Source organism: Superficieibacter sp. 1612_C1 (assembly GCF_015234305.1).
Classification (GTDB): Bacteria; Pseudomonadota; Gammaproteobacteria; order Enterobacterales; family Enterobacteriaceae; genus Superficieibacter.
This window is the reverse complement of sequence record NZ_JADGMI010000001.1, coordinates 634732-656510: the sequence shown is the minus strand read 5'-3', so window position 1 is coordinate 656510 and position 21779 is coordinate 634732. Positions and strand designations below refer to the sequence as shown.

18 protein-coding genes and 1 pseudogene are annotated in these 21779 nt (G+C 54.7%); 12 read left to right on the top strand and 7 right to left on the bottom strand.

Features of this window, described 5'->3' with window-relative positions:
- Positions 1-52 precede the first annotated feature (52 nt).
- The 6 genes from cydD (at position 53) to INT84_RS03165 (ending at position 6283) form a co-directional block, all read left to right on the top strand.
- Positions 53-1819: a cysteine/glutathione ABC transporter permease/ATP-binding protein CydD gene (gene cydD, locus INT84_RS03190; protein WP_194205586.1), complete on the top strand. Its 1767-nt coding sequence runs from the start codon at positions 53-55 to the stop codon at positions 1817-1819.
- Positions 1820-3541, top strand: coding sequence for a cysteine/glutathione ABC transporter ATP-binding protein/permease CydC (gene cydC, locus INT84_RS03185; protein ID WP_194205585.1), 1722 nt, complete (start codon positions 1820-1822; stop codon positions 3539-3541).
- Between the two features lie 42 nt (positions 3542-3583).
- Positions 3584-4288, top strand: coding sequence for a leucyl/phenylalanyl-tRNA--protein transferase (gene aat, locus INT84_RS03180; protein ID WP_194205584.1), 705 nt, complete (start codon positions 3584-3586; stop codon positions 4286-4288).
- Between the two features lie 273 nt (positions 4289-4561).
- A complete protein-coding gene (infA, locus tag INT84_RS03175) occupies positions 4562-4780 on the top strand; it encodes a translation initiation factor IF-1 (protein WP_001040187.1) in 219 nt (72 codons plus the stop codon).
- A gap of 149 nt (positions 4781-4929) precedes the next feature.
- Positions 4930-5727, top strand: coding sequence for an ATP-grasp domain-containing protein (locus tag INT84_RS03170; RefSeq protein ID WP_194205583.1), 798 nt, complete (start codon positions 4930-4932; stop codon positions 5725-5727).
- Between the two features lie 64 nt (positions 5728-5791).
- Positions 5792-6283: a cysteine hydrolase family protein gene (locus tag INT84_RS03165; protein ID WP_194205582.1), complete on the top strand. Its 492-nt coding sequence runs from the start codon at positions 5792-5794 to the stop codon at positions 6281-6283.
- A 98-nt stretch (positions 6284-6381) separates the two neighbouring features.
- On the opposite strand, the gene clpA is transcribed toward INT84_RS03165, so the two are convergent.
- The 3 genes and pseudogenes from clpA to INT84_RS24145 all read right to left on the bottom strand — a co-directional run bounded on the left by clpA (position 6382) and on the right by INT84_RS24145 (position 9153).
- Complete coding sequence (gene clpA, locus INT84_RS03160; RefSeq protein WP_194205581.1) at positions 6382-8658, bottom strand: ATP-dependent Clp protease ATP-binding subunit ClpA; 2277 nt, start codon at positions 8656-8658, stop codon at positions 6382-6384.
- A 29-nt stretch (positions 8659-8687) separates the two neighbouring features.
- A complete protein-coding gene (gene clpS, locus INT84_RS03155; RefSeq protein ID WP_176920620.1) occupies positions 8688-9008 on the bottom strand; it encodes an ATP-dependent Clp protease adapter ClpS in 321 nt (106 codons plus the stop codon).
- 99 nt (positions 9009-9107) lie between these two features.
- Positions 9108-9153, bottom strand: a pseudogene (locus INT84_RS24145) (hypothetical protein).
- A 179-nt stretch (positions 9154-9332) separates the two neighbouring features.
- On the opposite strand from INT84_RS24145, the gene cspD reads away from it, so the two are divergent.
- Positions 9333-9554: a cold shock-like protein CspD gene (cspD, locus tag INT84_RS03150; protein ID WP_176920619.1), complete on the top strand. Its 222-nt coding sequence runs from the start codon at positions 9333-9335 to the stop codon at positions 9552-9554.
- A 66-nt stretch (positions 9555-9620) separates the two neighbouring features.
- Here the strand turns inward: cspD and macB are convergent, their stop codons facing one another.
- The 3 genes from macB to INT84_RS03135 all read right to left on the bottom strand — a co-directional run bounded on the left by macB (position 9621) and on the right by INT84_RS03135 (position 14424).
- On the bottom strand, positions 9621-11564 hold the full coding sequence (gene macB, locus INT84_RS03145; protein WP_194205580.1) for a macrolide ABC transporter ATP-binding protein/permease MacB: 1944 nt from the start codon (positions 11562-11564) through the stop codon (positions 9621-9623).
- Complete coding sequence (gene macA / locus INT84_RS03140; protein WP_194205579.1) at positions 11561-12676, bottom strand: macrolide transporter subunit MacA; 1116 nt, start codon at positions 12674-12676, stop codon at positions 11561-11563. The genes macB and macA overlap by 4 nt, the downstream gene beginning before the upstream one ends.
- An 89-nt stretch (positions 12677-12765) precedes the next feature.
- Positions 12766-14424: an ATP-dependent endonuclease gene (locus INT84_RS03135; protein WP_176920616.1), complete on the bottom strand. Its 1659-nt coding sequence runs from the start codon at positions 14422-14424 to the stop codon at positions 12766-12768.
- Between the two features lie 214 nt (positions 14425-14638).
- On the opposite strand from INT84_RS03135, the gene INT84_RS03130 reads away from it, so the two are divergent.
- The 3 genes from INT84_RS03130 (at position 14639) to hcr (ending at position 18316) form a co-directional block, all read left to right on the top strand.
- On the top strand, positions 14639-15538 hold the full coding sequence (locus INT84_RS03130) for a lysine exporter LysO family protein (protein WP_194205578.1): 900 nt from the start codon (positions 14639-14641) through the stop codon (positions 15536-15538).
- Positions 15539-15683: 145 nt separating this feature from the next.
- Positions 15684-17336: a hydroxylamine reductase gene (gene hcp, locus INT84_RS03125; protein WP_194205577.1), complete on the top strand. Its 1653-nt coding sequence runs from the start codon at positions 15684-15686 to the stop codon at positions 17334-17336.
- 11 nt (positions 17337-17347) lie between these two features.
- Complete coding sequence (gene hcr, locus INT84_RS03120) at positions 17348-18316, top strand: NADH oxidoreductase (protein ID WP_194206102.1); 969 nt, start codon at positions 17348-17350, stop codon at positions 18314-18316.
- A 117-nt stretch (positions 18317-18433) separates the two neighbouring features.
- Here hcr and INT84_RS03115 read toward each other — a convergent pair whose 3' ends face one another.
- Entirely contained in the window at positions 18434-18868 is a 435-nt protein-coding gene (locus INT84_RS03115) for a DoxX family protein (protein ID WP_194205576.1), read from the bottom strand.
- Positions 18869-19018: 150 nt separating this feature from the next.
- Between INT84_RS03115 and poxB the strand changes: the two genes are divergently transcribed.
- Positions 19019-20737 carry a ubiquinone-dependent pyruvate dehydrogenase gene (gene poxB / locus INT84_RS03110; RefSeq protein WP_194205575.1) on the top strand — a complete coding sequence of 573 codons (1719 nt, stop codon included), beginning with the start codon at positions 19019-19021 and terminating at the stop codon, positions 20735-20737.
- 36 nt (positions 20738-20773) lie between these two features.
- A complete protein-coding gene (ltaE, locus tag INT84_RS03105; protein ID WP_194205574.1) occupies positions 20774-21775 on the top strand; it encodes a low-specificity L-threonine aldolase in 1002 nt (333 codons plus the stop codon).
- Positions 21776-21779 lie beyond the last annotated feature (4 nt).

The window sequence follows — 21779 nt, the reverse complement described above, 5'->3', positions numbered from 1 at the left end:
GTTGTAACATTGCCGTGCCTGATATTCTGATAACTCACCTGCTAAGCACGTAATGAATAAAACCCGTCAACAAGAGCTAACCCGCTGGTTAAAACAGCAAAGTGTGATTTCCCGCCGCTGGCTGATGATGTCTCGTCTGCTGGGCCTGGTGAGTGGCATCTTAATTGTTGCCCAGGCCTGGATGCTGGCGCAGATCCTCCAGCACATGATCATGGACAACATTCCGCGTGAAGCGCTGTTATTGCCTTTCGCACAGTTGATTCTGGTGTTTATTGTCCGCGCCTGGGTCGTCTGGCTACGTGAAAAAGTGGGCTTTCACGCCGGACAACATATTCGTTTCGCTATTCGCCGTCAGGTGCTGGATCGCCTTCAGCAGGCAGGCCCGGCCTGGATTCAGGGTAAACCCGCCGGAAGCTGGGCCACGCTTATCCTTGAACAGATCGACGATATGCATGATTACTATGCGCGCTATCTGCCGCAGATGGCGCTGGCGACGTTTGTTCCGCTGCTGATTGTGATCGCTATTTTCCCGTCTAACTGGGCTGCCGCGCTAATCTTGCTCGGTACCGCGCCGCTGATCCCGCTGTTTATGGCGCTGGTTGGCATGGGAGCGGCCGACGCCAACCGACGTAACTTTCAGGCGCTGGCGCGGCTAAGCGGTCATTTCCTCGACCGCCTGCGCGGGATGGAAACGTTGCGTACCTTTGGGCGCGGCGAAGCTGAAATCGAGAATATCCGCCAGGCATCACAGGATTTTCGTCAACGCACAATGGAAGTCCTGCGTCTCGCCTTTCTCTCCTCCGGCGTGCTGGAATTTTTCGCCTCGCTTTCGATTGCGCTGGTGGCGGTTTACTTTGGCTTCTCCTATCTGGGCGAACTGAATTTTGGTCATTACGGCGCGGGCGTCACGTTAGCGGCAGGCTTCCTGGCGCTGATCCTCGCCCCCGAGTTTTTTCAACCACTGCGCGATCTCGGTACGTTTTACCATGCGAAAGCGCAAGCGGTCGGCGCGGCAGACAGTCTGAAAACCTTCCTTGAAGCGCCGCTGGCATCGCCGCAGCGTGGGGAGAAGCAGCTTAACGCCACGCAGGCGGTCTCCGTGACGGCACGCGATGTGTTTATCAAATCCCCGGAAGGTAAAGTGCTTGCCGGGCCGCTTAATTTTGACCTTGCCGCCGGGCAGCGCGTGGTGCTGGTCGGGCAGAGCGGTTCGGGGAAAAGCTCGCTGCTGAATACGCTTTCCGGTTTTCTGCCTTACGAAGGTTCACTGCTGATTAATAACGTGGAACTACGCGAGCTTGATCCTGAACTCTGGCGGCGGCAGTTAAGCTGGGTGGGACAAAACCCGCAGCTTCCGGCGGCGACGCTTCGCGATAACGTGTTACTGGCTAAGCCAGACGCCACCGAAGCAGAACTGCGCTCAGCGCTGGAACGGGCGTGGGTAAGCGAATTTGCCTCGCAGCTACCGCAAGGGATTGATACACCCCTGGGTGACCAGGCAGGAGGACTTTCCGTTGGCCAGGCGCAGCGCGTTGCCGTGGCGCGTGCGCTACTTACTCCGTGCCAGCTACTGCTGCTGGATGAACCCTCTGCCAGTCTTGATGCCCACAGTGAGCAGCGCGTCATGCAAGCATTGAACGACGCCTCGCGGCGACAAACCACGTTGATGGTAACTCATCAGCTTGAAGATCTGGCCGCGTGGGACGCCATTTGGGTCATGCAGGACGGGCATATTACCGAACAGGGTGATTTCACGACCTTAACGCATGCCAACGGCGTATTTGCCAGCCTGCTTGCTCACCGCCAGGAGGATATCTGAATGCGCGTGCTGCTGCCTTACCTTGCACTTTATAAACGTCACAAAGGACTGCTGACGCTGGGGGTGATCCTGGCTATCGTCACCCTGCTGGCGAGCATAGGGTTATTGACCCTGTCCGGTTGGTTTTTATCCGCTTCTGCGGTGGTCGGGTTTGCCGGAGCCTACAGCTTTAACTATATGCTCCCTGCCGCTGGCGTGCGCGGCGCGGCGATTATCCGTACCGCCGGGCGTTACTTTGAACGTCTGGTGAGCCACGACGCCACCTTCCGGGTGCTTCAGCATCTGCGCGTGTTTACCTTCAGCAAGGTGCTGCCCCTCTCCCCTGCCGGGCTGGCCCGTTTTCGGCAGGGCGAATTATTAAATCGTCTGGTGGCGGACGTTGATACCCTCGATCATCTTTACCTGCGGGTCATTTCTCCGCTGGTTGGCGCGCTGATGGTGATCGTGGTGGTGACCCTCGGTCTTAGCCTGCTGGATGTGACGCTGGCGCTGACGTTGGGCGGGATTATGCTGCTCACGCTGTTGTTGCTCCCGCCATTGTTCTATCGCGCGGGAAAACCGGTGGGTGAAAACCTGACCCATTTGCGCGGTCAGTATCGCCAGCAGTTAACCGCCTGGCTTCAGGGGCAGGCAGAACTTTCGCTCTTCAATGCCAGCGATCGCTACCGTCAGCAGATGGAGAATACCGAACTGAGCTGGCACGATGCCCAACGCAGACAGTCTGAGCTCACGGCGCTGTCGCAGGCGTTAATGCTGTTCATCGGCGGCATCGCCGTGGTGGTGATGCTGTGGATGGCCGCCGGTGGCGTAGGCGATAACGCTCAGCCCGGCGCGTTAATTGCCCTGTTTGTGTTCTGCGCGCTCGCCGCCTTTGAAGCCCTGGCACCCGTGACCGGTGCGTTTCAGCATCTCGGTCAGGTGATGGCCTCGGCCCTGCGCATCACGCAAATTATCGAGCAGCCGCCGGAGGTAATATTCCCGTCAGAGTCAGTCACGCCGCCTGCCGAAGTGAATGTGCAGCTTCGCGATATTACTTTCCGTTATCCGCAGCAGGCGCAACCCGCGCTGAATAACATCAATCTGGACGTGGCGGCAGGAGAATATATCGCCATTCTCGGTCGCACCGGCTGCGGTAAATCCACGCTGCTGCAACTGCTGACCCGCGCCTGGGATCCTCAGCATGGCGAACTGTTAATTAACGGTTCGCCCATCGCTGAACTGGACGAACCGACGCTTCGCCGCACTATGACCCTGGTGCCGCAGCGCGTTCATCTTTTCAGCGCCACGCTGCGTGACAACCTGCTTCTCGCCGCGCCGTTGGCCACCGATGAGCAGCTTGCCACCGTGTTAACGCGCACTGGTCTGCAAAAACTGCTGGAAGATGGTGGTCTGAATAGCTGGCTGGGCGAAGGCGGACGCCAGCTTTCCGGTGGTGAACTGCGCCGTCTGGCTATCGCTCGCGCACTGCTGCACGATGCGCCACTGCTGCTGCTTGACGAACCCACCGAAGGGCTGGACGCCACTACTGAAAGCCAGATCCTTGATTTACTGGCAGACGTGGCGCGAGATAAAACGCTGCTGATGGTCACCCATCGCCTGCGCGGGCTGGCGCACTTCGACCATATAATAGTGATGGACAACGGACAAATTATTGAGCATGGTAATCACGCAGAACTGCTGGCGAACAAGGGGCGTTATTACCAGTTTAAGCAGCGCCTGTAGGCTATTATTGAGCGGTTTGTCTTGCAGTGGAGTTGTCATAGCATGCGCCTGGTCCAGCTGTCCCGTCATTCAATTGCGTTCCCCTCCCCTGAAGGCGCGCTACGTGAACCTAATGGTTTACTGGCCTTAGGGGGCGATCTCAGCCCGGCGCGGCTGTTAATGGCCTACCAGCACGGCATATTCCCGTGGTTTTCGCCCGGCGATCCTATTTTATGGTGGTCGCCCGATCCGCGGGCCGTTCTGTGGCCACAGCAGTTTCATTTGAGCCGCAGCATGAAGCGGTTTCATAAAAACTCGCCCTATCGCGTGACGCTCAATCATGCTTTTGACCAGGTCATTGAAAGCTGTGCGCACGAGCGCGATGAAGGGACGTGGATCACCCGTGAAATTATCCGTGCCTATCAGCGTTTACACGAGCTGGGCCATGCCCATTCTATTGAAGTCTGGCTGGGCGAAGAACTGGTTGGCGGGATGTATGGAGTATCTCAGGGAGCGTTATTTTGCGGAGAATCGATGTTTAGCCGCGCTGAAAATGCCTCCAAAACCGCCTTATACCTCTTTTGTGAAGAATTCCAGCGCCAGGGCGGTCAATTAATCGACTGTCAGGTATTAAACAGCCACACTGCTTCTCTGGGCGCGGTGGAAATCCCTCGCCGCAACTATCTGGAATACCTCGAAAAGCTGTTGTCCCTCTCCCTTGCCGACGATTTCTGGCAACCGCGCACGTTATTTACGCCGGGAAGGTAAATGTTTTCGGCACAATCTTTGTCAGGGTGTTATAATTGTCGCGCAAAGTAGCTTTTGCCCGTTGCCCCGCCACCGTTTGGGAACAGTTCGACTCAGGTTTCACCCTCGTCTCCCCTTTACGTTTGCGCTTGTCGTACGGCGAAGCCGTGTGAAGCAGAGCAATGCGCCAAAACTACTTTTTGCGTTTTATGCGCACAAAACTTTACTTAATTGATGAACTTCGGCATTATCTTGCCGATTCAAAAAAATGGTAGTGATACCCCAGAGGACTAGATGGCCAAAGAAGACAATATCGAAATGCAGGGTACCGTTCTTGAAACGCTGCCTAATACTATGTTCCGCGTAGAACTGGAAAACGGTCACGTGGTCACTGCGCACATCTCCGGTAAAATGCGTAAAAACTATATCCGCATTCTGACGGGCGACAAAGTGACTGTTGAACTGACCCCGTACGACCTGAGCAAAGGCCGCATTGTCTTCCGTAGCCGCTGATTGTTTTCACGCCCTGTAGAGGCGAACAGATACCGAAAGGCCGGGAATTTCCCCGGCCTTTTTTGTTGCATACAACGATTAATACAACTTTTGATGATGATATAATTCTCCCTACTGTCAACGATGACATCATTTTCGCAGGACGCAAAATGAACACTTTACAAATCATCTATCCGAACGACATGCTCACCCCTTCCCTGGCAGATGAAACGTTTAGTGCAGAATATACGCAGGCATGTCAGCATAATATTCACTGCGTGCTACTTTCATCAGAAGCTGCGGCATTAGGTGAGTACCGTTTCTCTTCCCCGCTTCTGGAAAATGTTTCTGTAATATGGCGCGGATGGATGCTGCGTCAGGATGAATACGAAAATTTATCTCGCGCGGTTATCAAAAAAGGCGCGCAAATGCTTACCTCCACAGAGACGTATCTTAGCTGTCATCATTTGCCCGGCTGGTACGAACAATGCCGGGATCTCACGCCGGAAACCATCATTACTCATCCTGATGCCGATTTCGATCTCCTGACACTGGCAAGCCAGTGGTCAGCATGGTTTGTAAAAGACTATGTCAAGTCGCTGACCACCTCGCGAGGTTCTATCGCTCATAGTGCACAGGAAATTCGCGAAATAATTAGCTTATTAAAACAGTACCGCGGTGAGATCGAGGGAGGTGTCTGCCTGCGTCGCGTAGAAGCCTTTGATTCCACCAGCGAACAACGGTTCTTTGTCATGGATGGTCACGTATATGGGCCACGGGATGAAATACCTGATAAGGTTATTGATATTGCAAAGCGCATGCGTAGCCCGTTTTTTTCTATTGACGTCATCAATAATGACAAAGGTGAACTACGGCTGGTTGAAATCGGCGATGGGCAGGTTTCTGACACTAAAGAGTGGTCCGTCGAGCGCTTTGTCCGAATGTTAAGTGGTTTCAAACGAAACTAAAAAGGATCGCTAAAGGCGGGCTGAAAGAACCTTTTATGCTTTTTAAAAAAGGAAAATGGAAAAGATGAAGCGTGCTTTAATTGTCATTGACCTGCAAAAGGGGCTTCATACTCCTGAAAAGCCCCTTTTCAACCTTGAGAATATTTTAGCGGACATCAACAACCGGATCGCGTTATACCGAAAAGCAGGCGATTCGATTGTATTTATTCAACATCAGGATGAAGACTTACCCCGCCATTCCTTGCAATGGTCGTTGATGGACGAACTGGATGCGCAGGACGATGATTATTTTGTGGCTAAAACGCATGCGAATTCTTTTTATAAGACAGAATTAGCCGCTCTTTTGAAACGGCTTGACGTTAATGAAATTGAATTTTGCGGAGCACAAACCGAGTATTGTGTGGATACAACAATTCGGATGGCACACGGGCTTGGCTACCACATTTTTATGAAGAAAGGGCTGCATACGACCGTTGATGGTGAGTTGCTTTCAGCTGAAGTGATCCGCGAACATCATGAAAGACTTTGGGGTGGGCGTTTTTTAAGCTGGATTTGAACGAATACGCGCTACCTGAAGGTAACATACCCTTTCCGACAGTAACTATAAAAAAAGCGGGCTGTCACCAGCCCGCTTCCCGTTTACGTTAAAAAGCCTTAATGCGCCGTTTCCGCCTTGTGCTTCTGCGCACTCTGGAAACCATAGGCCAGCGTATTTTTCTCTTTATCCAGCGTAACCGTTACCTGGCCGCCATCGACCAGCGAACCAAACAGCAGCTCGTTAGCCAGCGGTTTTTTCAGGTTATCCTGGACAATACGCGTCATCGGACGAGCGCCCATTGCCCGGTCGTAACCTTTTTCCGCCAGCCAGTTGCGTGCTTCCTGACTGACTTCCAGAGAGACGCCTTTCTGATCCAGCTGAACCTGCAACTCGACAATAAACTTGTCGACAACCTGATGGATAACCTCGGTTGAGAGGTGATCAAACCAGATAATGTTGTCCAGACGGTTACGGAACTCCGGCGTGAAGATCTTTTTGATCTCTTCCATCGCGTCGGTACTGTTGTCCTGATGGATAAGACCAATCGATTTACGTTCTGTTTCACGTACCCCGGCGTTGGTGGTCATTACCAGCACCACGTTGCGGAAGTCTGCTTTACGCCCGTTGTTGTCGGTCAGCGTACCGTTGTCCATCACCTGCAACAGCAGGTTAAAGACATCCGGGTGCGCTTTTTCGATTTCATCGAGCAGCAGAACCGCGTGCGGGTGTTTGATCACCGCGTCGGTCAGAAGACCGCCCTGGTCGAAGCCAACGTATCCCGGAGGCGCACCGATCAAGCGGCTGACGGTGTGACGTTCCATGTACTCGGACATATCAAAACGCAGCAGTTCAATACCCAGCGCTTTTGACAGCTGTACCGTCACCTCGGTTTTACCTACGCCCGTTGGCCCGGCAAACAGGAAGGAGCCGACCGGTTTGTGGTCGTGTCCCAGCCCGGCGCGCGCCATTTTGATAGCTTCAGTTAAGGCCTCAATGGCTTTATCCTGACCGAAGACCAGCATTTTCAGACGGTCGCTGAGATTTTTCAGCGTATCACGATCGCTCTGCGAGACGCTTTTCTCAGGAATACGCGCAATACGTGCCACCACGGACTCGATATCGGCCACGTTGATGGTTTTCTTGCGCTTGCTGACCGGCATCAGACGCGCCCGCGCGCCCGCTTCATCAATTACGTCAATGGCTTTATCTGGCAGATGACGATCGTTGATGTATTTTACCGCCAGCTCAACCGCCGCACGCACCGCTTTAGCGGTATAGCGAACGTCGTGGTGCGCTTCGTACTTCGGCTTCAGGCCATTGATGATCTGCACCGTCTCTTCCACGGAAGGCTCAGTGACATCAATTTTCTGGAAACGACGCGCCAGCGCACGATCTTTCTCAAAGATGTTGCTGAATTCCTGATAGGTGGTAGACCCCATCACGCGGATTTTGCCGCTGGAAAGCAGCGGTTTAATCAGGTTAGCCGCATCCACCTGACCACCTGAGGCCGCACCCGCGCCGATGATGGTGTGGATTTCGTCGATAAACAGGATGCTGTTTTCGTCCTGCTCGAGCTGTTTGAGCAGCGCTTTAAAGCGTTTCTCAAAGTCGCCGCGATACTTGGTACCGGCCAGCAGTGAACCGATATCCAGCGAGTAGACCGTGCAGTCAGCCACAATTTCCGGCACGTCACCCTGCACGATACGCCACGCCAGACCTTCCGCAATGGCGGTTTTACCTACGCCAGACTCGCCCACCAGCAGCGGGTTATTTTTGCGACGGCGACACAGTACCTGAATAGCGCGTTCCAGTTCTTTATCGCGGCCAATCAGCGGGTCGATACCGCCTACGCGAGCAAGCTGGTTAAGATTGGTCGTGAAGTTTTCCATCCGTTCCTCCCCGCCTGCCTGCTCTTCAGTACCGGGCTGGCCTCCCTGATCGGAAGACTGGCTCGGCTCGTCTTTACGGGTGCCGTGAGAGATGAAATTCACCACATCAAGGCGGCTGACTTCGTGTTTACGTAACAGGTAGGCGGCCTGCGATTCCTGCTCGCTAAAGATGGCCACGAGGACGTTCGCGCCGGTCACTTCACTACGGCCGGAGGACTGAACGTGGAAGACCGCGCGCTGCAAAACACGCTGGAAGCTGAGCGTCGGTTGTGTGTCGCGCTCTTCTTCACTGGCGGGCAGCACCGGTGTGGTTTGTTCGATGAAGGCTTCGAGTTCCTGACGCAGCGCCACCAGATCCACGGAGCAGGCTTCAAGCGCTTCGCGGGCAGATGGGTTACTGAGCAAAGCCAGCAGCAAGTGCTCTACGGTCATAAACTCGTGTCGGTGCTCGCGCGCTCTGGCGAAAGCCATATTTAAACTGAGTTCCAGTTCCTGGTTGAGCATTGGGCACCCCCCTCAATAGTTTGCCTTAATCAGGCTTTTTCCAGCGTACACAGCAACGGATGCTCGTTCTCCCTTGCGTATTTGTTCACCATCACCACTTTCGTCTCCGCGACCTCGGCGGTAAAGACCCCACAAATGGCCTTACCCTGATAGTGAACCGTAAGCATCAGTTGCGTTGCACGTTCTACATCATAAGAAAAGAACTTTTGTAGCACGTCAATAACAAATTCCATCGGCGTGTAATCATCGTTCATTAACATAACTTTATACATAGATGGCGGTTTTAGCGCGTCGCGCAGCTCATCTTGTGTAATTTGGTCGAAATCCAGCCAATCTTTCGCTTTACTCATTGTCAGTCGTCATCTTCAGTTACGGTTACCGGCTCGCTTTTATTACCGCTGACGTGAGTCTATGCATACTATGAATCTACAATAGATCTTAGATAACTATCATCTATCGTTATCATCCGCGACTTCTGTCACATTCCTGGTCAATAGCGTTAACTGCTTCAAATTTTAGCGCATTTTACCCCGTCACCCTTTGCGAATCACTTGACGCGATGCCCGATTTCTCTAAATTGTACAAGCTGGAGTTGACGAGGTTTTGAACAACTCCCATTCCAACACCGGTTCATTCCATCTTACTTGCAAAAGATCTCTGAAGGATGTCGAAGCATGGAAACGGGTACAGTTAAGTGGTTTAACAACGCCAAAGGGTTTGGCTTCATTTGCCCCGAAGGCGGTGGCGAGGATATTTTCGCCCACTATTCAACCATTCAGATGGATGGTTACAGAACGCTAAAAGCCGGGCAGGCCGTCCGGTTTGATGTACACCAGGGGCCAAAAGGCAATCATGCCAGCCTGATCGTCCCTTTCGAAGCCGAAGCGGTTGCATAGCTCCAGCTCCATTGTGTACATCCCGCCGTCAAAATGCCAGCCCTTATGACTGGCATTTTTTTATCTTTATTCACGCGCCAGCGCATCCACCGGATCGAGCCGGGCGGCGTTACGCGCCGGAAGCCAGCCGAACAACACACCAGTCAGCGTTGAACAGAGAAAAGCGGTCAGCAGCGCGAGGGGAGAAAAACCAATTTCCCAGCCCGGCAAGAAAAGCTGTAGCGTAAAGGCAATGAGCATCGATAAACTGACGCCCAGCGCCCCGCCCACCAGGCAGACCAGCACCGCTTCGATTAAAAACTGTTGCAGCACGTCGCTGGCCCGTGCGCCAACCGCCATACGAATGCCGATTTCACGCGTGCGCTCGGTGACCGAGACCAGCATGATATTCATCACCCCTATCCCGCCGACCAGCAGCGAAATTACCGCCACTAACGTTAAGAACAGCTGAAGAGTACGTGTGGTCTTTTCTGCCGTTTTCAAGACGCTATCCATGTTCCAGGTGAAGAAATCCTTTCTACCGTGACGCAGAGTCAGCAAGCGAGTAAGCTGCTGCTCGGCCTGGGCGCTCTCATAGCCATCGTTGATACGCACCGTGATGGAATTCAGCCACGACTGGCCCATCACCCGTCCAGCCATCGTGGTATAGGGAAGCCAGACGCGGAGAATTTTACTGCTGCCAAACATCGACTGCTTCTCTTCCGCCACGCCGATCACCGTTGCAGGCATATTGCCCACGAGAATAATCTCTCCGACCACATTGGTTTTGTTGGGGAATAGCTGACGCCGGGTATTGCTGTCGAGCACGGCGACCTGTGCCCGCCCTTTCAGCTGCTCGTCGTTGAAGGTCGCGCCCTCGCTGAAGGTCATCCCGTAGACGTTGAAATATTGCCCACTCACGCCGTTGGCGCTGGCGGCCATATCGAGATTGTTATAGCGCAGCCGCAGGTTCTGCGACACGGCCGGCGTTGCTGATTTTACCCACGGCTGTTTCTGGATCGCAGTCAGGTCGTCATATTTCAGTGCCTGCTGATACTGCGGGTCGTCATCGCCGTAATCTTTACCAGGATACACATCGATGGTATTGGTGCCGATTGCGCGAATATCCGCCAGCACCAGTTCCTTGGCGGCATCCCCCACCACCACAATCGAGACCACTGAAGCGATACCGATGATGATCCCCAGCATCGTCAGCAACGTGCGCATTTTATTCGCCGCCATCGCCAGCCACGCCATCGTCAAAGCCTCGCGAAAGCTGCTGCTAAACTGCCGCCAGCCCGGAACCGTCGCCTGATGCGCCTGCTTTAACGGGCCTGGAGAGGTCGTTTTAGCGGGCGGATTACTGATGATTTCACCATCGCGGATTTCAATAATCCGCTCGGCCTGGGCTGCCACTTCTGGATCGTGGGTGACGATAATCACCGTGTGCCCGCGATCGCGCAACTGGTGCAGGATCGCCATCACCTCTTCGCCAGAATGGCTGTCCAGCGCACCGGTAGGTTCATCCGCCAAAATCACCTGGCCGCCATTCATCAGCGCGCGGGCGATACTGACACGCTGCTGCTGCCCGCCTGAGAGCTGTGAGGGCTGATAATCTGCTCGCTCAGTCAGCCCCAGCCGATCAAGCAGTTCACGGGCGCGTTTCAGTCGCGCCGCGCGTTCCGTACCCGCATATACGGCTGGCACTTCAACGTTCTGCGTCGCGGTAAGGTGGGACAACAAATGATAGCGCTGAAAGATAAAACCAAAGTGCTCGCGTCGCAGGCGTGCCAGCGCATCGCTGTCCAGGGTAGCAATATCCGTCCCGGCAAGCCGATAGGTTCCGCCGGTGGGCTTATCCAGACAGCCAATGATATTCATCAGGGTGGATTTACCGGAGCCGGACGCGCCGACAATTGCCACCATCTCCCCGGCCTCAATACGCAAAGAGATCCCTTTCAGTACCTCAACGCTGCCCTCGCCGGAAGGATAGCTGCGGCGGATATCCGTCAGCTCAAGCAGTGCCGTCACGATTTATCTCCGGGCTGCTTTTCACCAACGATCACTTCATCGCCTTCATCCAGCCCTTTGACGACTTCTACGCTGGTGTCATTACGCGCGCCGATAGTCACTTCGCGATCGTGGACCTCGCCGTTACGCAACAACCGGACGTTGTAACGATTATCGCCGGTGGCGTCGCCGAGCGCGGAAAGCGGAATGGTCAGAATATTGCGCACGCCGGACAGTTGGATATGCACCTGCGCGGTCATCTCCAGGCGCAGGATGCCTTTCGGGTTTGGCACTTCAAAGCGGGCATAGTAAAAAATGGCGTCGTTCACCTTTTCCGGCGTCGGGAGCACGTCTTTTAGCGTCCCTTCATAGCGGGACAGCGGATCGCCGAGCACCGTAAACCACGCTTTCAGCCCCGGTTTCAGATGAATAACGTCGGCTTCGGATACCTGCGCTTTGACCAGCATGGTGCTCAGGTCCGCCAGCGTCAAAATGTTTGGAGCCTGCTGAGCGGCGATCACCGTTTGTCCCTGGAGGGTGGTAATTTGCGTTACCTCACCCGCCATCGGCGCAATGATGCGGGTATAGTCGAGATTGGTTTTGGCGGTGCTCAGAGTTGCCTGATTGCGCTGGATCTGGGCGTCCAGCGTGCCGATTTGCGCCTGTTTCACTTCAAGCTCGGTCGCGGCGGTATCCAGATCCTGACGAGAAATCGCCTGGGTACGCGCCAGTTGCTGTTGACGGGAGAGCGTCACCTTCGCCAGCTGCATTTCGGCGACCGCCTGACGACGCTGCGCACGCAGTTCCATCAGCGTGGCTTCGACTTCTTTGATCTGGTTTTCCGCCTGCTCAGGATCGATAACGCCCAGCAGCTGATCTTTTTTCACCTTATCGCCGATATTCACCGACAGGGTTTTGAGCTGCCCGCTGACCTGCGCGCCGACATCCACTTTACGCAGCGCATCCAGCTTACCGGTAGCCAGTACCGCCTGCTCCAGATCGCCTTTACGCACGATCAGCGTCTGGTACTGCGGCTGCGGGGCATTAAGCTTCTGCCACAGCCAGAATGCTGCCACCACAATGACCACTAACAGCAGCAGCCAGCGCTTTTTGCCTCTTCCCTTCAAATTCATAAAAATTCCAGATACCTGAGCTTTTGATGCGAGGTGCTAATTCTATCGCAATACGCTGTCAACGAAAGGTTAATGATAAGCAATAACTGTTAATCAGCGCGGCCACGCGCCAGCCACAGCACCCTGGAGAACATTTTCCGCAGCAACAGCGGAATAGATTCCGTCCCTCGTCGCCCTGCTTCCATTGCCACTTCAATCGCCAGATCCGGTTTTGACGAGCGATGGATTGCCTTAACGATCACCCGGCGCGGATTGACCGGCGCGTTTTCCGGGATCTGCGCTACCCGGTAGTAAACGTCGGCAAATCCCTGACGATACATAAAGTGCTCCATATCCAGCGCCGGCAGCGCCGTTAAATGGTCGCGCTCCTGCTCGCGATCGTTGTTAAGTAAACTGCGCACGGTGGCGGCATATTTTTTCCCGGCTTCGTCGCCGTCCACCAGTACATGCCATTCAATCCCCATCCGTCGGGCAAATTTAATCAGCGGCTTTAATCCGGACTGGGCAAACTCAATAACCTTGACGCCTTCAGCATCAAAATGGTGTCCGCACTGCCGTGCCAGTTCGTTAATAACCCATGTTTCCGTCTCGCCCTCGACCAGCAACCAGCAGCGGGCAAACAGCGATGACGGGCGATTAAAGCGAATATGGAAGGCGATGCGTCGCCCATCCTCTGCACTCAGTCCTCCCGGCCCCAGACGCCATGCGGCCACGCGCGAGGATTCTCGCACCAGGCGGCAAACATGCTCGACCGGGGTCAGCGACAACAGTTCACCCGAATTGGTGGTGGTCACCTGTTGCAGCGGCAACAGGTTCAGCAGATGCCAGGCGACTGAGAGCATGATGGGATGCAAGCGGGTTTCGGGATCTTCAATCAGCAATAACGGCCGGGCGTCTTTATCCAGTTTTACTGTTCCCTTGGCCTGCAATAACGTGGAAAACAGCCCCAGCAGGATCACCCGGTGGCTGCGTCCGCCGGGGCGATCAATCATCCGGTTAATCACGTCCAGATAGCGCCAGCTCTGCTGCTCGTTGCGCGAGCGGCGGCGGATTAAACGATGGCGGGTTTCACCTGAACTGTGCTCAGCAAAATAGTGCTCCAGCAGTTGCGCCATCGCCGACAGCCCCTGGCGAAGCTGCCCGTCGGAAAGATTCTGCGGACGATCCACCAGTTCGCGTGCCAGAAAATCGAGCTGGCGGGCGGTCACTTCCACATCGGGGAAATTCGGCACCGTACCGTTACGAATGCGCCGCATAAAGCGGGCGTCGCGTAACCGCAGTACCGGCACCAGCCGGATCAGATGGCGGGCTATTTCGTCTATTTCAGCGATGGGGAGCGGATTTCCTGCGGCGTCCAGAAATCCACGCAGCGTCATGACGGAATTATCGTCAGCCAGTTCACCTTCCAGACGGTAAAAAAGGCGATGATAACCATCCTCGCCAGGCACCCAGCATGGCGATAGCGGGCGAAAGCGTTGGGCATGATGGCGACCGGGGAACGCTTCACGAAACGTCAGAATAATATGCAGATGATGTTCGCGACCCTGGACATCGCCGGCGGGGAACCAGAAATCGTCGTGCACAAAATGGTACAACTCGTTGCCCGGCGCGAGGATCAGCGTGAGCGCATCCAACAGGCTGGATTTCCCCCAGGCGTTCTCGCCAATCAGGACGTTATTCTCTTCCAGCATCAATGACAGACGATTGATGCCACGAAAACCTACGATATCCACTCGTTCAAGAAGCATAGCGTCTCCTTTACTTTCGTTATATCCCTGTTTCTGACTGTATATCACCAATTTTCTCTTCTGGCACCGGGTTATGGTTTCCCGACGGCGAAACAAACCGGGTATGGCTACATCAGATATGCATAACTTTTCTTTTTTATTGCACCTTTACTCACTCTGCTGTTTTGGGTAGTGTCAGCAAGCGTTATTCATTGAATGAAGGGACTGGGGTTTCATGTTTTCGGGTTTGTTAATTATTCTTCTGCCGTTGATTATTGGTTATCTGATCCCTCTGCGCCATGCTGCCGCCCTTAAAGTTATCAATCGTCTGTTAAGCTGGATTGTTTACGTCATCCTCTTTTTTATGGGGATCAGCCTCGCGTTTCTGGAAAACCTGGCCAGCAACCTGCTGGCAATTTTTCACTACTCCTCGGTCAGTATTACCGTCATTTTGTTGTGTAATATTGCGGCGCTTGTCTGGCTTGATCGCGTCATTCCCTGGCGGCATACCCATCAGCAGGAGAAATTACCGTCGCGTATTGCGATGGCGCTGGAGTCGCTGAAACTGTGCGGCGTGGTGATCCTGGGCTTTGCCCTTGGTCTGACCCATTTTCCGCTCTTACAGCACGCCACCGAGGCCAGCGAATACACGCTGATCTTTTTACTGTTTCTGATCGGCATTCAGTTGCGTAACAGCGGTATGACGCTAAAACAGATTGTGCTGAACCGCCGGGGGATGATGGTAGGCGTGGTGGTGGTGGTCAGCTCGCTGGCAGGCGGCGCACTAAACGCGTTTTTACTCGATCTGCCGCTGCGGACCAGTCTGGCGATGGCCTCCGGCTTCGGCTGGTATTCACTTTCCGGTATTTTGCTCACCGAATCCTTTGGCCCGGTCATTGGCAGTGCCGCTTTCTTTAACGATCTGGCGCGCGAGCTTATCGCGATCATGCTGATTCCTGGACTGGTACGCCGCAGCCGCTCGACGGCGCTGGGGTTGTGCGGTGCCACTTCAATGGATTTTACCCTGCCGGTTTTACAGCGTTCCGGTGGTCTGGAGATCGTCCCTGCCGCCATTGTTCATGGCTTTCTCCTGAGTCTTCTGGTGCCGTTACTGATGGCCTTTTTCACCGCCTGATCCCTCTTTGGCGGTAGACCTCTGCCGCCAAAATTGAGCTAAATCAATCTCCCTTTAACTTACCGCACAAATCCCTTTTCATCCCCCTGCGACCAGCATAACCTTAAACATGTATTTCAAATATAACTTTAAAAAAGGTGTGACCATGTTTTGTGTGCAATGTGAACAAACCATCCGTACCCCGGCAGGGAACGGCTGCTCTTACGCGCAGGGTATGTGCGGAAAAACAGCTGAAACCTCTGACCTACAGGATCTGCTGATCGCCTCGTTGCAGGGTCTTTCCGCCTGGGCCATCAAGGCGCGCGAATATGGCATTATCGACCACCATATCGATAACTTTGCGCCGCGCGCGTTCTTCTCAACCTTAACTAACGTTAACTTCGACTCCCCGCGTATCGTGGGCTATGCACGCGATGCCATTGCCCTGCGCGAGGCGCTGAAAGCGCATTGCCTGAGCGTGGATGCCAGCGCCGCCGTGACTAATCCCATGGCCGACCTGGAACTGGTCAGTGACGATTTAGGCGACTTACAGCGTCAGGCGGCAGATTTCACCCCGAATAAAGATAAAGTCGATATTGGCGAGAACATTCTCGGCCTGCGTCTGCTGTGCCTGTACGGCCTGAAAGGCGCGGCGGCTTATATGGAACACGCGCACGTTCTCGGTCAGTACGATAACGACATCTACGCGCAGTACCATAAAATCATGGCATGGCTGGGGACGTGGCCTTCCGATATGAACGCTCTGCTGGAGTGCTCGATGGAAATCGGCCAGATGAACTTCAAAGTGATGAGCATTCTGGATGCCGGTGAAACCAGCAAATATGGTCACCCGACGCCGACTCAGGTCAACGTTAAAGCGACCGAAGGTAAATGCATCCTGATCTCCGGTCACGATCTGAAAGATCTTTATAACCTGCTGGAGCAGACCGAAGGTACCGGCGTTAACGTCTATACCCACGGTGAAATGCTCCCCGCGCACGGTTATCCGGAACTGCGTAAATTTAAACACCTGATCGGTAACTACGGCAGCGGCTGGCAGAACCAGCAGGTAGAGTTCGCCCGCTTCCCGGGCCCGATTGTGATGACCTCTAACTGCATTATCGACCCGACCGTCGGCGCATATGATGACCGTATCTGGACCCGCAGCATCGTCGGCTGGCCGGGTGTTAGCCATCTTGAAGGCGACGACTTCGCGCCGGTAATTGCTCAGGCGCAGCAGATGGCGGGCTTTCCTTACAGCGAAATTCCGCACCTGATTACCGTTGGCTTTGGCCGTCAGACCCTGCTGGGCGCTGCCGATACCCTGATCGACCTGGTGAGCCGTGAAAAACTGCGTCACATCTTCCTGGTGGGCGGCTGTGATGGCGCGCGCGGCGAGCGTAATTATTTCACCGACTTCGCCACCAGCGTGCCGGACGACTGCCTGATCCTGACGCTGGCCTGCGGTAAATACCGTTTCAATAAACTGGACTTTGGCGATATCGAAGGTCTGCCGCGTCTGGTGGATGCCGGTCAGTGTAACGATGCCTATTCCGCGATTATTCTGGCGGTGACGCTGGCAGAAAAACTGGGCTGTGGCGTGAATGATTTGCCGCTGTCGCTGGTGCTCTCCTGGTTTGAACAGAAAGCCATCGTCATTCTGCTGACCCTGCTCTCTCTCGGCGTGAAAAACATCGTTACCGGGCCAACCGCACCAGGCTTCTTCACCCCGGATCTGCTGGCGGTTCTCAACGAGAAGTTTGGTCTGCGTTCCGTGACCACAGTTGAAGAAGATATGAAGCAGTTGCTGAGCGCGTAAGGAGTGCGATGATGACGATACCCACCACGCAGTGTCCATGGCGGATGCAGGTTCACCACATTCATCAGGAAACGCCGGATGTGTGGACCCTTTCGCTGCTGTGTCACGATTATTACCCGTACCGCGCGGGCCAGTATGCGCTGGTCAGCGTACGCCATTCCGCAGAGACGCTGCGCGCCTATACGATTTCGTCCACACCGGGGGTAAGCGAGTATATTACCCTGACCGTCCGCCGGATTGACGAGGGTGCAGGTTCACAGTGGTTAACCCGCGACGTGAAACGCGGCGACTATATCTGGTTGTCCGATGCGATGGGTGACTTCACCTGCGAAGACAAAGCCGAAGACAAATTCCTGATGCTGGCAGCAGGTTGCGGCGTGACGCCGGTAATGTCGATGCGCCGCTGGCTGGCGAAGTATCGTCCAAAGGCCGACGTGCAGGTGATCTTTAACGTCCGTTCACCGCAGGATGTGATTTTTGCCGAAGAGTGGCAGCAGTATCCGGTCACGCTGGTCGCGGAAAACGAGGCGACCGGGGAATTTGTCTCCGGTCGACTGACACCTGAGCTATTACAGAAAGTGCCGGACCTGGCTTCACGTACCGTAATGACCTGCGGGCCCGCGCCGTATATGGAACTGGTCGAGCAGGAAGTGAAAGCGCTTGGAGTGACGAAATTCTTTAAAGAGAAGTTCTTTACGCCGGTTGCGCAGGCGGCGAGTGAGGGTCTGAAGTTCACGAAGCTTGCACCGGTGCAGGAGTTTTATGCGCCGGTGGGCACCACGCTGCTGGAGGCTCTGGAGAGCAATAAGGTGCCGATCACCGTTGCCTGCCGCGCAGGCGTGTGTGGCTGCTGCAAAACCAAAGTGGTTTCCGGTGAATATACGGTCAGCAGTACCATGACGCTGAGCGATGCGGAAATTGCTGACGGGTATGTGCTGGCATGCTCATGTCATCCGCAAGGGGATTTGGTGCTGGCCTGAGGAGTAAAATATGCCGGGTGGCGCTGCGCTTGCCCGGCCTACGGATCACGGTTGTCATCTTGTCTGTAGGCCCGGTAAGCGCAGCGCCACCGGGCAAAATGGCACGTCGCTACCGTTTTACCGCCACGCCGGATCGCGCACGACTGAGTAACGCCCCGCCCCCATAAAAGCAATCGCCAGCCCGCCAATAAAGAAGTAAGCAATATTTTCAATCGCCCATGCGCCGGTTTTATCCAGCATCCAGGTATTATTAATCCCTACCATCAACCACGCCACCAGCATGGTAAAAGACAATACCAGCGCCGCCGGACGCGTCAAAATACCCAGGATAATCAAACACGGCACTAACACTTCGCCAATCAGCACGCCGTAGGCAACAAACCCCGGTAATCCCTGCGCAACCACCATGCCACGGATCCCGTCGATGCCATCAAACAGCTTGTGTAACCCGTGGAAAAGCATTAACCCGCCCACGGCAATGCGTAACAACAGCTTGCCAAAATCTTCATGTGAAAGGGTTCTATTGACGGCAATTAACAATTTCTTAACCATTTGAAATGCCTCTTGTTTTAAATGCGACTGCTTCACATTACGCCTTCCGCAATGCGAAAGATAGCGCCTTTATACACGGAGGTTTTCTGCGCGACCCTCAGGATCTGACCTAAGCTTGTAAGCGGTATCACACAAAGGAGATGGAAACCCATGAAACAAACCGTTGCCGCTTATCTTGCTAAAACGCTGGAACAAGCGGGTGTTAAACGTATCTGGGGCGTCACAGGTGATTCACTGAATGGCCTGAGCGACAGTCTGAACAAAATGGGCACGATTGACTGGATGCCTACCCGCCACGAAGAAGTGGCCGCGTTTGCCGCCGGTGCAGAAGCGCAGTTGACGGGCGAACTGGCAGTCTGTGCTGGCTCCTGCGGGCCTGGCAACCTGCATTTAATTAACGGCCTGTTTGACTGTCATCGTAACCACGTTCCGGTACTGGCCATCGCCGCGCATATTCCGTCCAGCGAAATCGGCAGCGGTTATTTCCAGGAGACGCATCCGCAGGAACTGTTCCGCGAATGCAGCCACTATTGTGAACTGGTCTCATCGCCAGAGCAGATCCCTCAGGTGTTGGCCATTGCCCTGCGTAAAGCTGTGCTTAATCGCGGCGTGTCGGTCATTGTGTTGCCAGGTGATGTTGCCCTTCAGGCTGCGCCGGAAAATGCCAGCAGCCACTGGTATCCTGCCCCGCAACCAGTGGTCACCCCCGCACAAGACGAACTGAAAAAGCTGGCTCAGCTACTGCGTTACTCCAGCAAAATCGCCCTGCTCTGCGGCAGCGGCTGTGCCGGGGCGCATACTGAGCTGGTAGAATTCGCCGGTAAATTAAAAGCGCCTGTCGTCCATGCGATGCGTGGCAAAGAACATGTCGAATATGACAACCCTTATGATGTGGGAATGACCGGGCTTATCGGCTTCTCCTCCGGTTTTCACACCATGATGAATGCCGACACGCTGGTGCTTCTGGGTACCCAATTCCCCTATCGCGCCTTCTACCCGACCGACGCCAAAATTATCCAAATTGATATCAATCCGGGAAGTATCGGCGCGCACAGCAAGGTTGATATGGCGCTGATTGGCGATATCAAAGCCACATTAAGCGCCCTGCTGCCGCTGCTGGAAGAAAACACCGACACCCGCTTCCTGGATACCGCGTTGAAGCACTACCGCGACGCGCGTAAAGATCTGGACGCGCTGGCGAAACCCAGTGAGAAAGCGATCCATCCGCAGTATCTGGCGCAGCAGATTAGCCATTATGCCGATGACGACGCCATTTTTACCTGCGACGTGGGTACGCCTACGGTCTGGGCCGCCCGCTATCTTAAAATGAACGGTCAGCGTCGGTTGTTAGGCTCCTTTAACCACGGCTCGATGGCCAACGCCATGCCACAGGCACTGGGCGCACAGGCTACCGCGCCGAACCGTCAGGTCGTTGCCCTGTGTGGCGACGGGGGCTTCAGTATGCTGATGGGCGACTTCCTGTCAGTAGTGCAGATGAAGCTGCCGGTAAAAATTATTGTCTTCAACAACAGCGTACTGGGCTTTGTGGCGATGGAGATGAAGGCCGGGGGTTATTTGACTGACGGCACCGATCTCCACGACACAAACTTTGCCCGTATCGCCGATGCCTGCGGCATTACCGGTATTCGCGTCGAGAAAGCGGTTGATATTGACGACGCACTGCAACGCGCCTTTGCCACCGAGGGCCCGGTACTGGTGGATGTGGTAGTGGCGAAAGAAGAACTGGCCATGCCGCCGCAAATTAAACTCGAACAGGCCAAAGGCTTTAGCCTCTATATGTTGCGCGCGATCATTAACGGGCGCGGTGACGAGGTGCTGGAACTGGCAAAAACCAACTGGCTCAGGTAAAAATAGGGCATCATCCTGAATCAAAAAGGAAATGCCGTGATTGATCTACGCAGTGATACCGTAACCCGTCCGGGGCGTGCCATGCTTGAAGCCATGATGACCGCTCCGGTCGGCGACGACGTTTATGGTGACGATCCTACCGTTAATGAACTCCAGCGTTATGCCGCCGATCTGGCTGGCAAAGAGGCGGCGCTGTTTCTGCCGACCGGCACCCAGGCCAACCTGGTTGCCCTTCTCAGCCACTGTGAGCGTGGCGAAGAATATATCGTCGGCCAGGGCGCACATAATTATCTCTATGAAGCAGGCGGTGCCGCCGTGCTCGGCAGCATTCAGCCGCAGCCTATTGATGCCGCCTCCGATGGCACCCTACCGCTGGATAAAGTCGCCGCCAAAATCAAAGCCGACGACATCCATTTCGCCCGCACTAAGCTGCTCAGTCTGGAAAACACCCATAACGGCAAAGTTCTGCCGCGAGAGTACCTCCAGGCGGCGTGGGAATTTACCCGTAGCCGCGGGCTGGGTTTGCACGTTGACGGTGCGCGCATCTTCAACGCCGTGGTAGCGTATGGTTGCGAATTGAGAGAGATTACGCAGTACTGCGATTCCTTCACCATCTGTTTATCGAAAGGATTAGGTACGCCGGTAGGCTCGCTGCTGGTCGGCAGTCACGACTATATTAAACGCGCTATCCGCTGGCGGAAAATGACCGGTGGCGGTATGCGTCAGGCAGGGATTCTGGCGGCGGCCGGTTTGTACGCGTTAAAGCATAATGTTGCCCGCTTGCGTGAAGATCACGACAACGCCGCCTGGCTTGCTGCCCAATTGAAAGAAATTGGTGCGGATGTCATGCGTCATGACACGAACATGCTGTTTGTCCGGGTCGGTGAAGAAAATGCCGCTGCGCTGGGCGAACATCTGCGTGCGCAGGATATCCTGATCAATGCCTCTCCGGTGGTGCGTCTGGTGACGCATCTTGATGTCAGCCGCGAGCAGCTAGAGCAACTCGTTGCTCACTGGAAAGCGTTTCTCAACCGCTAAGGAG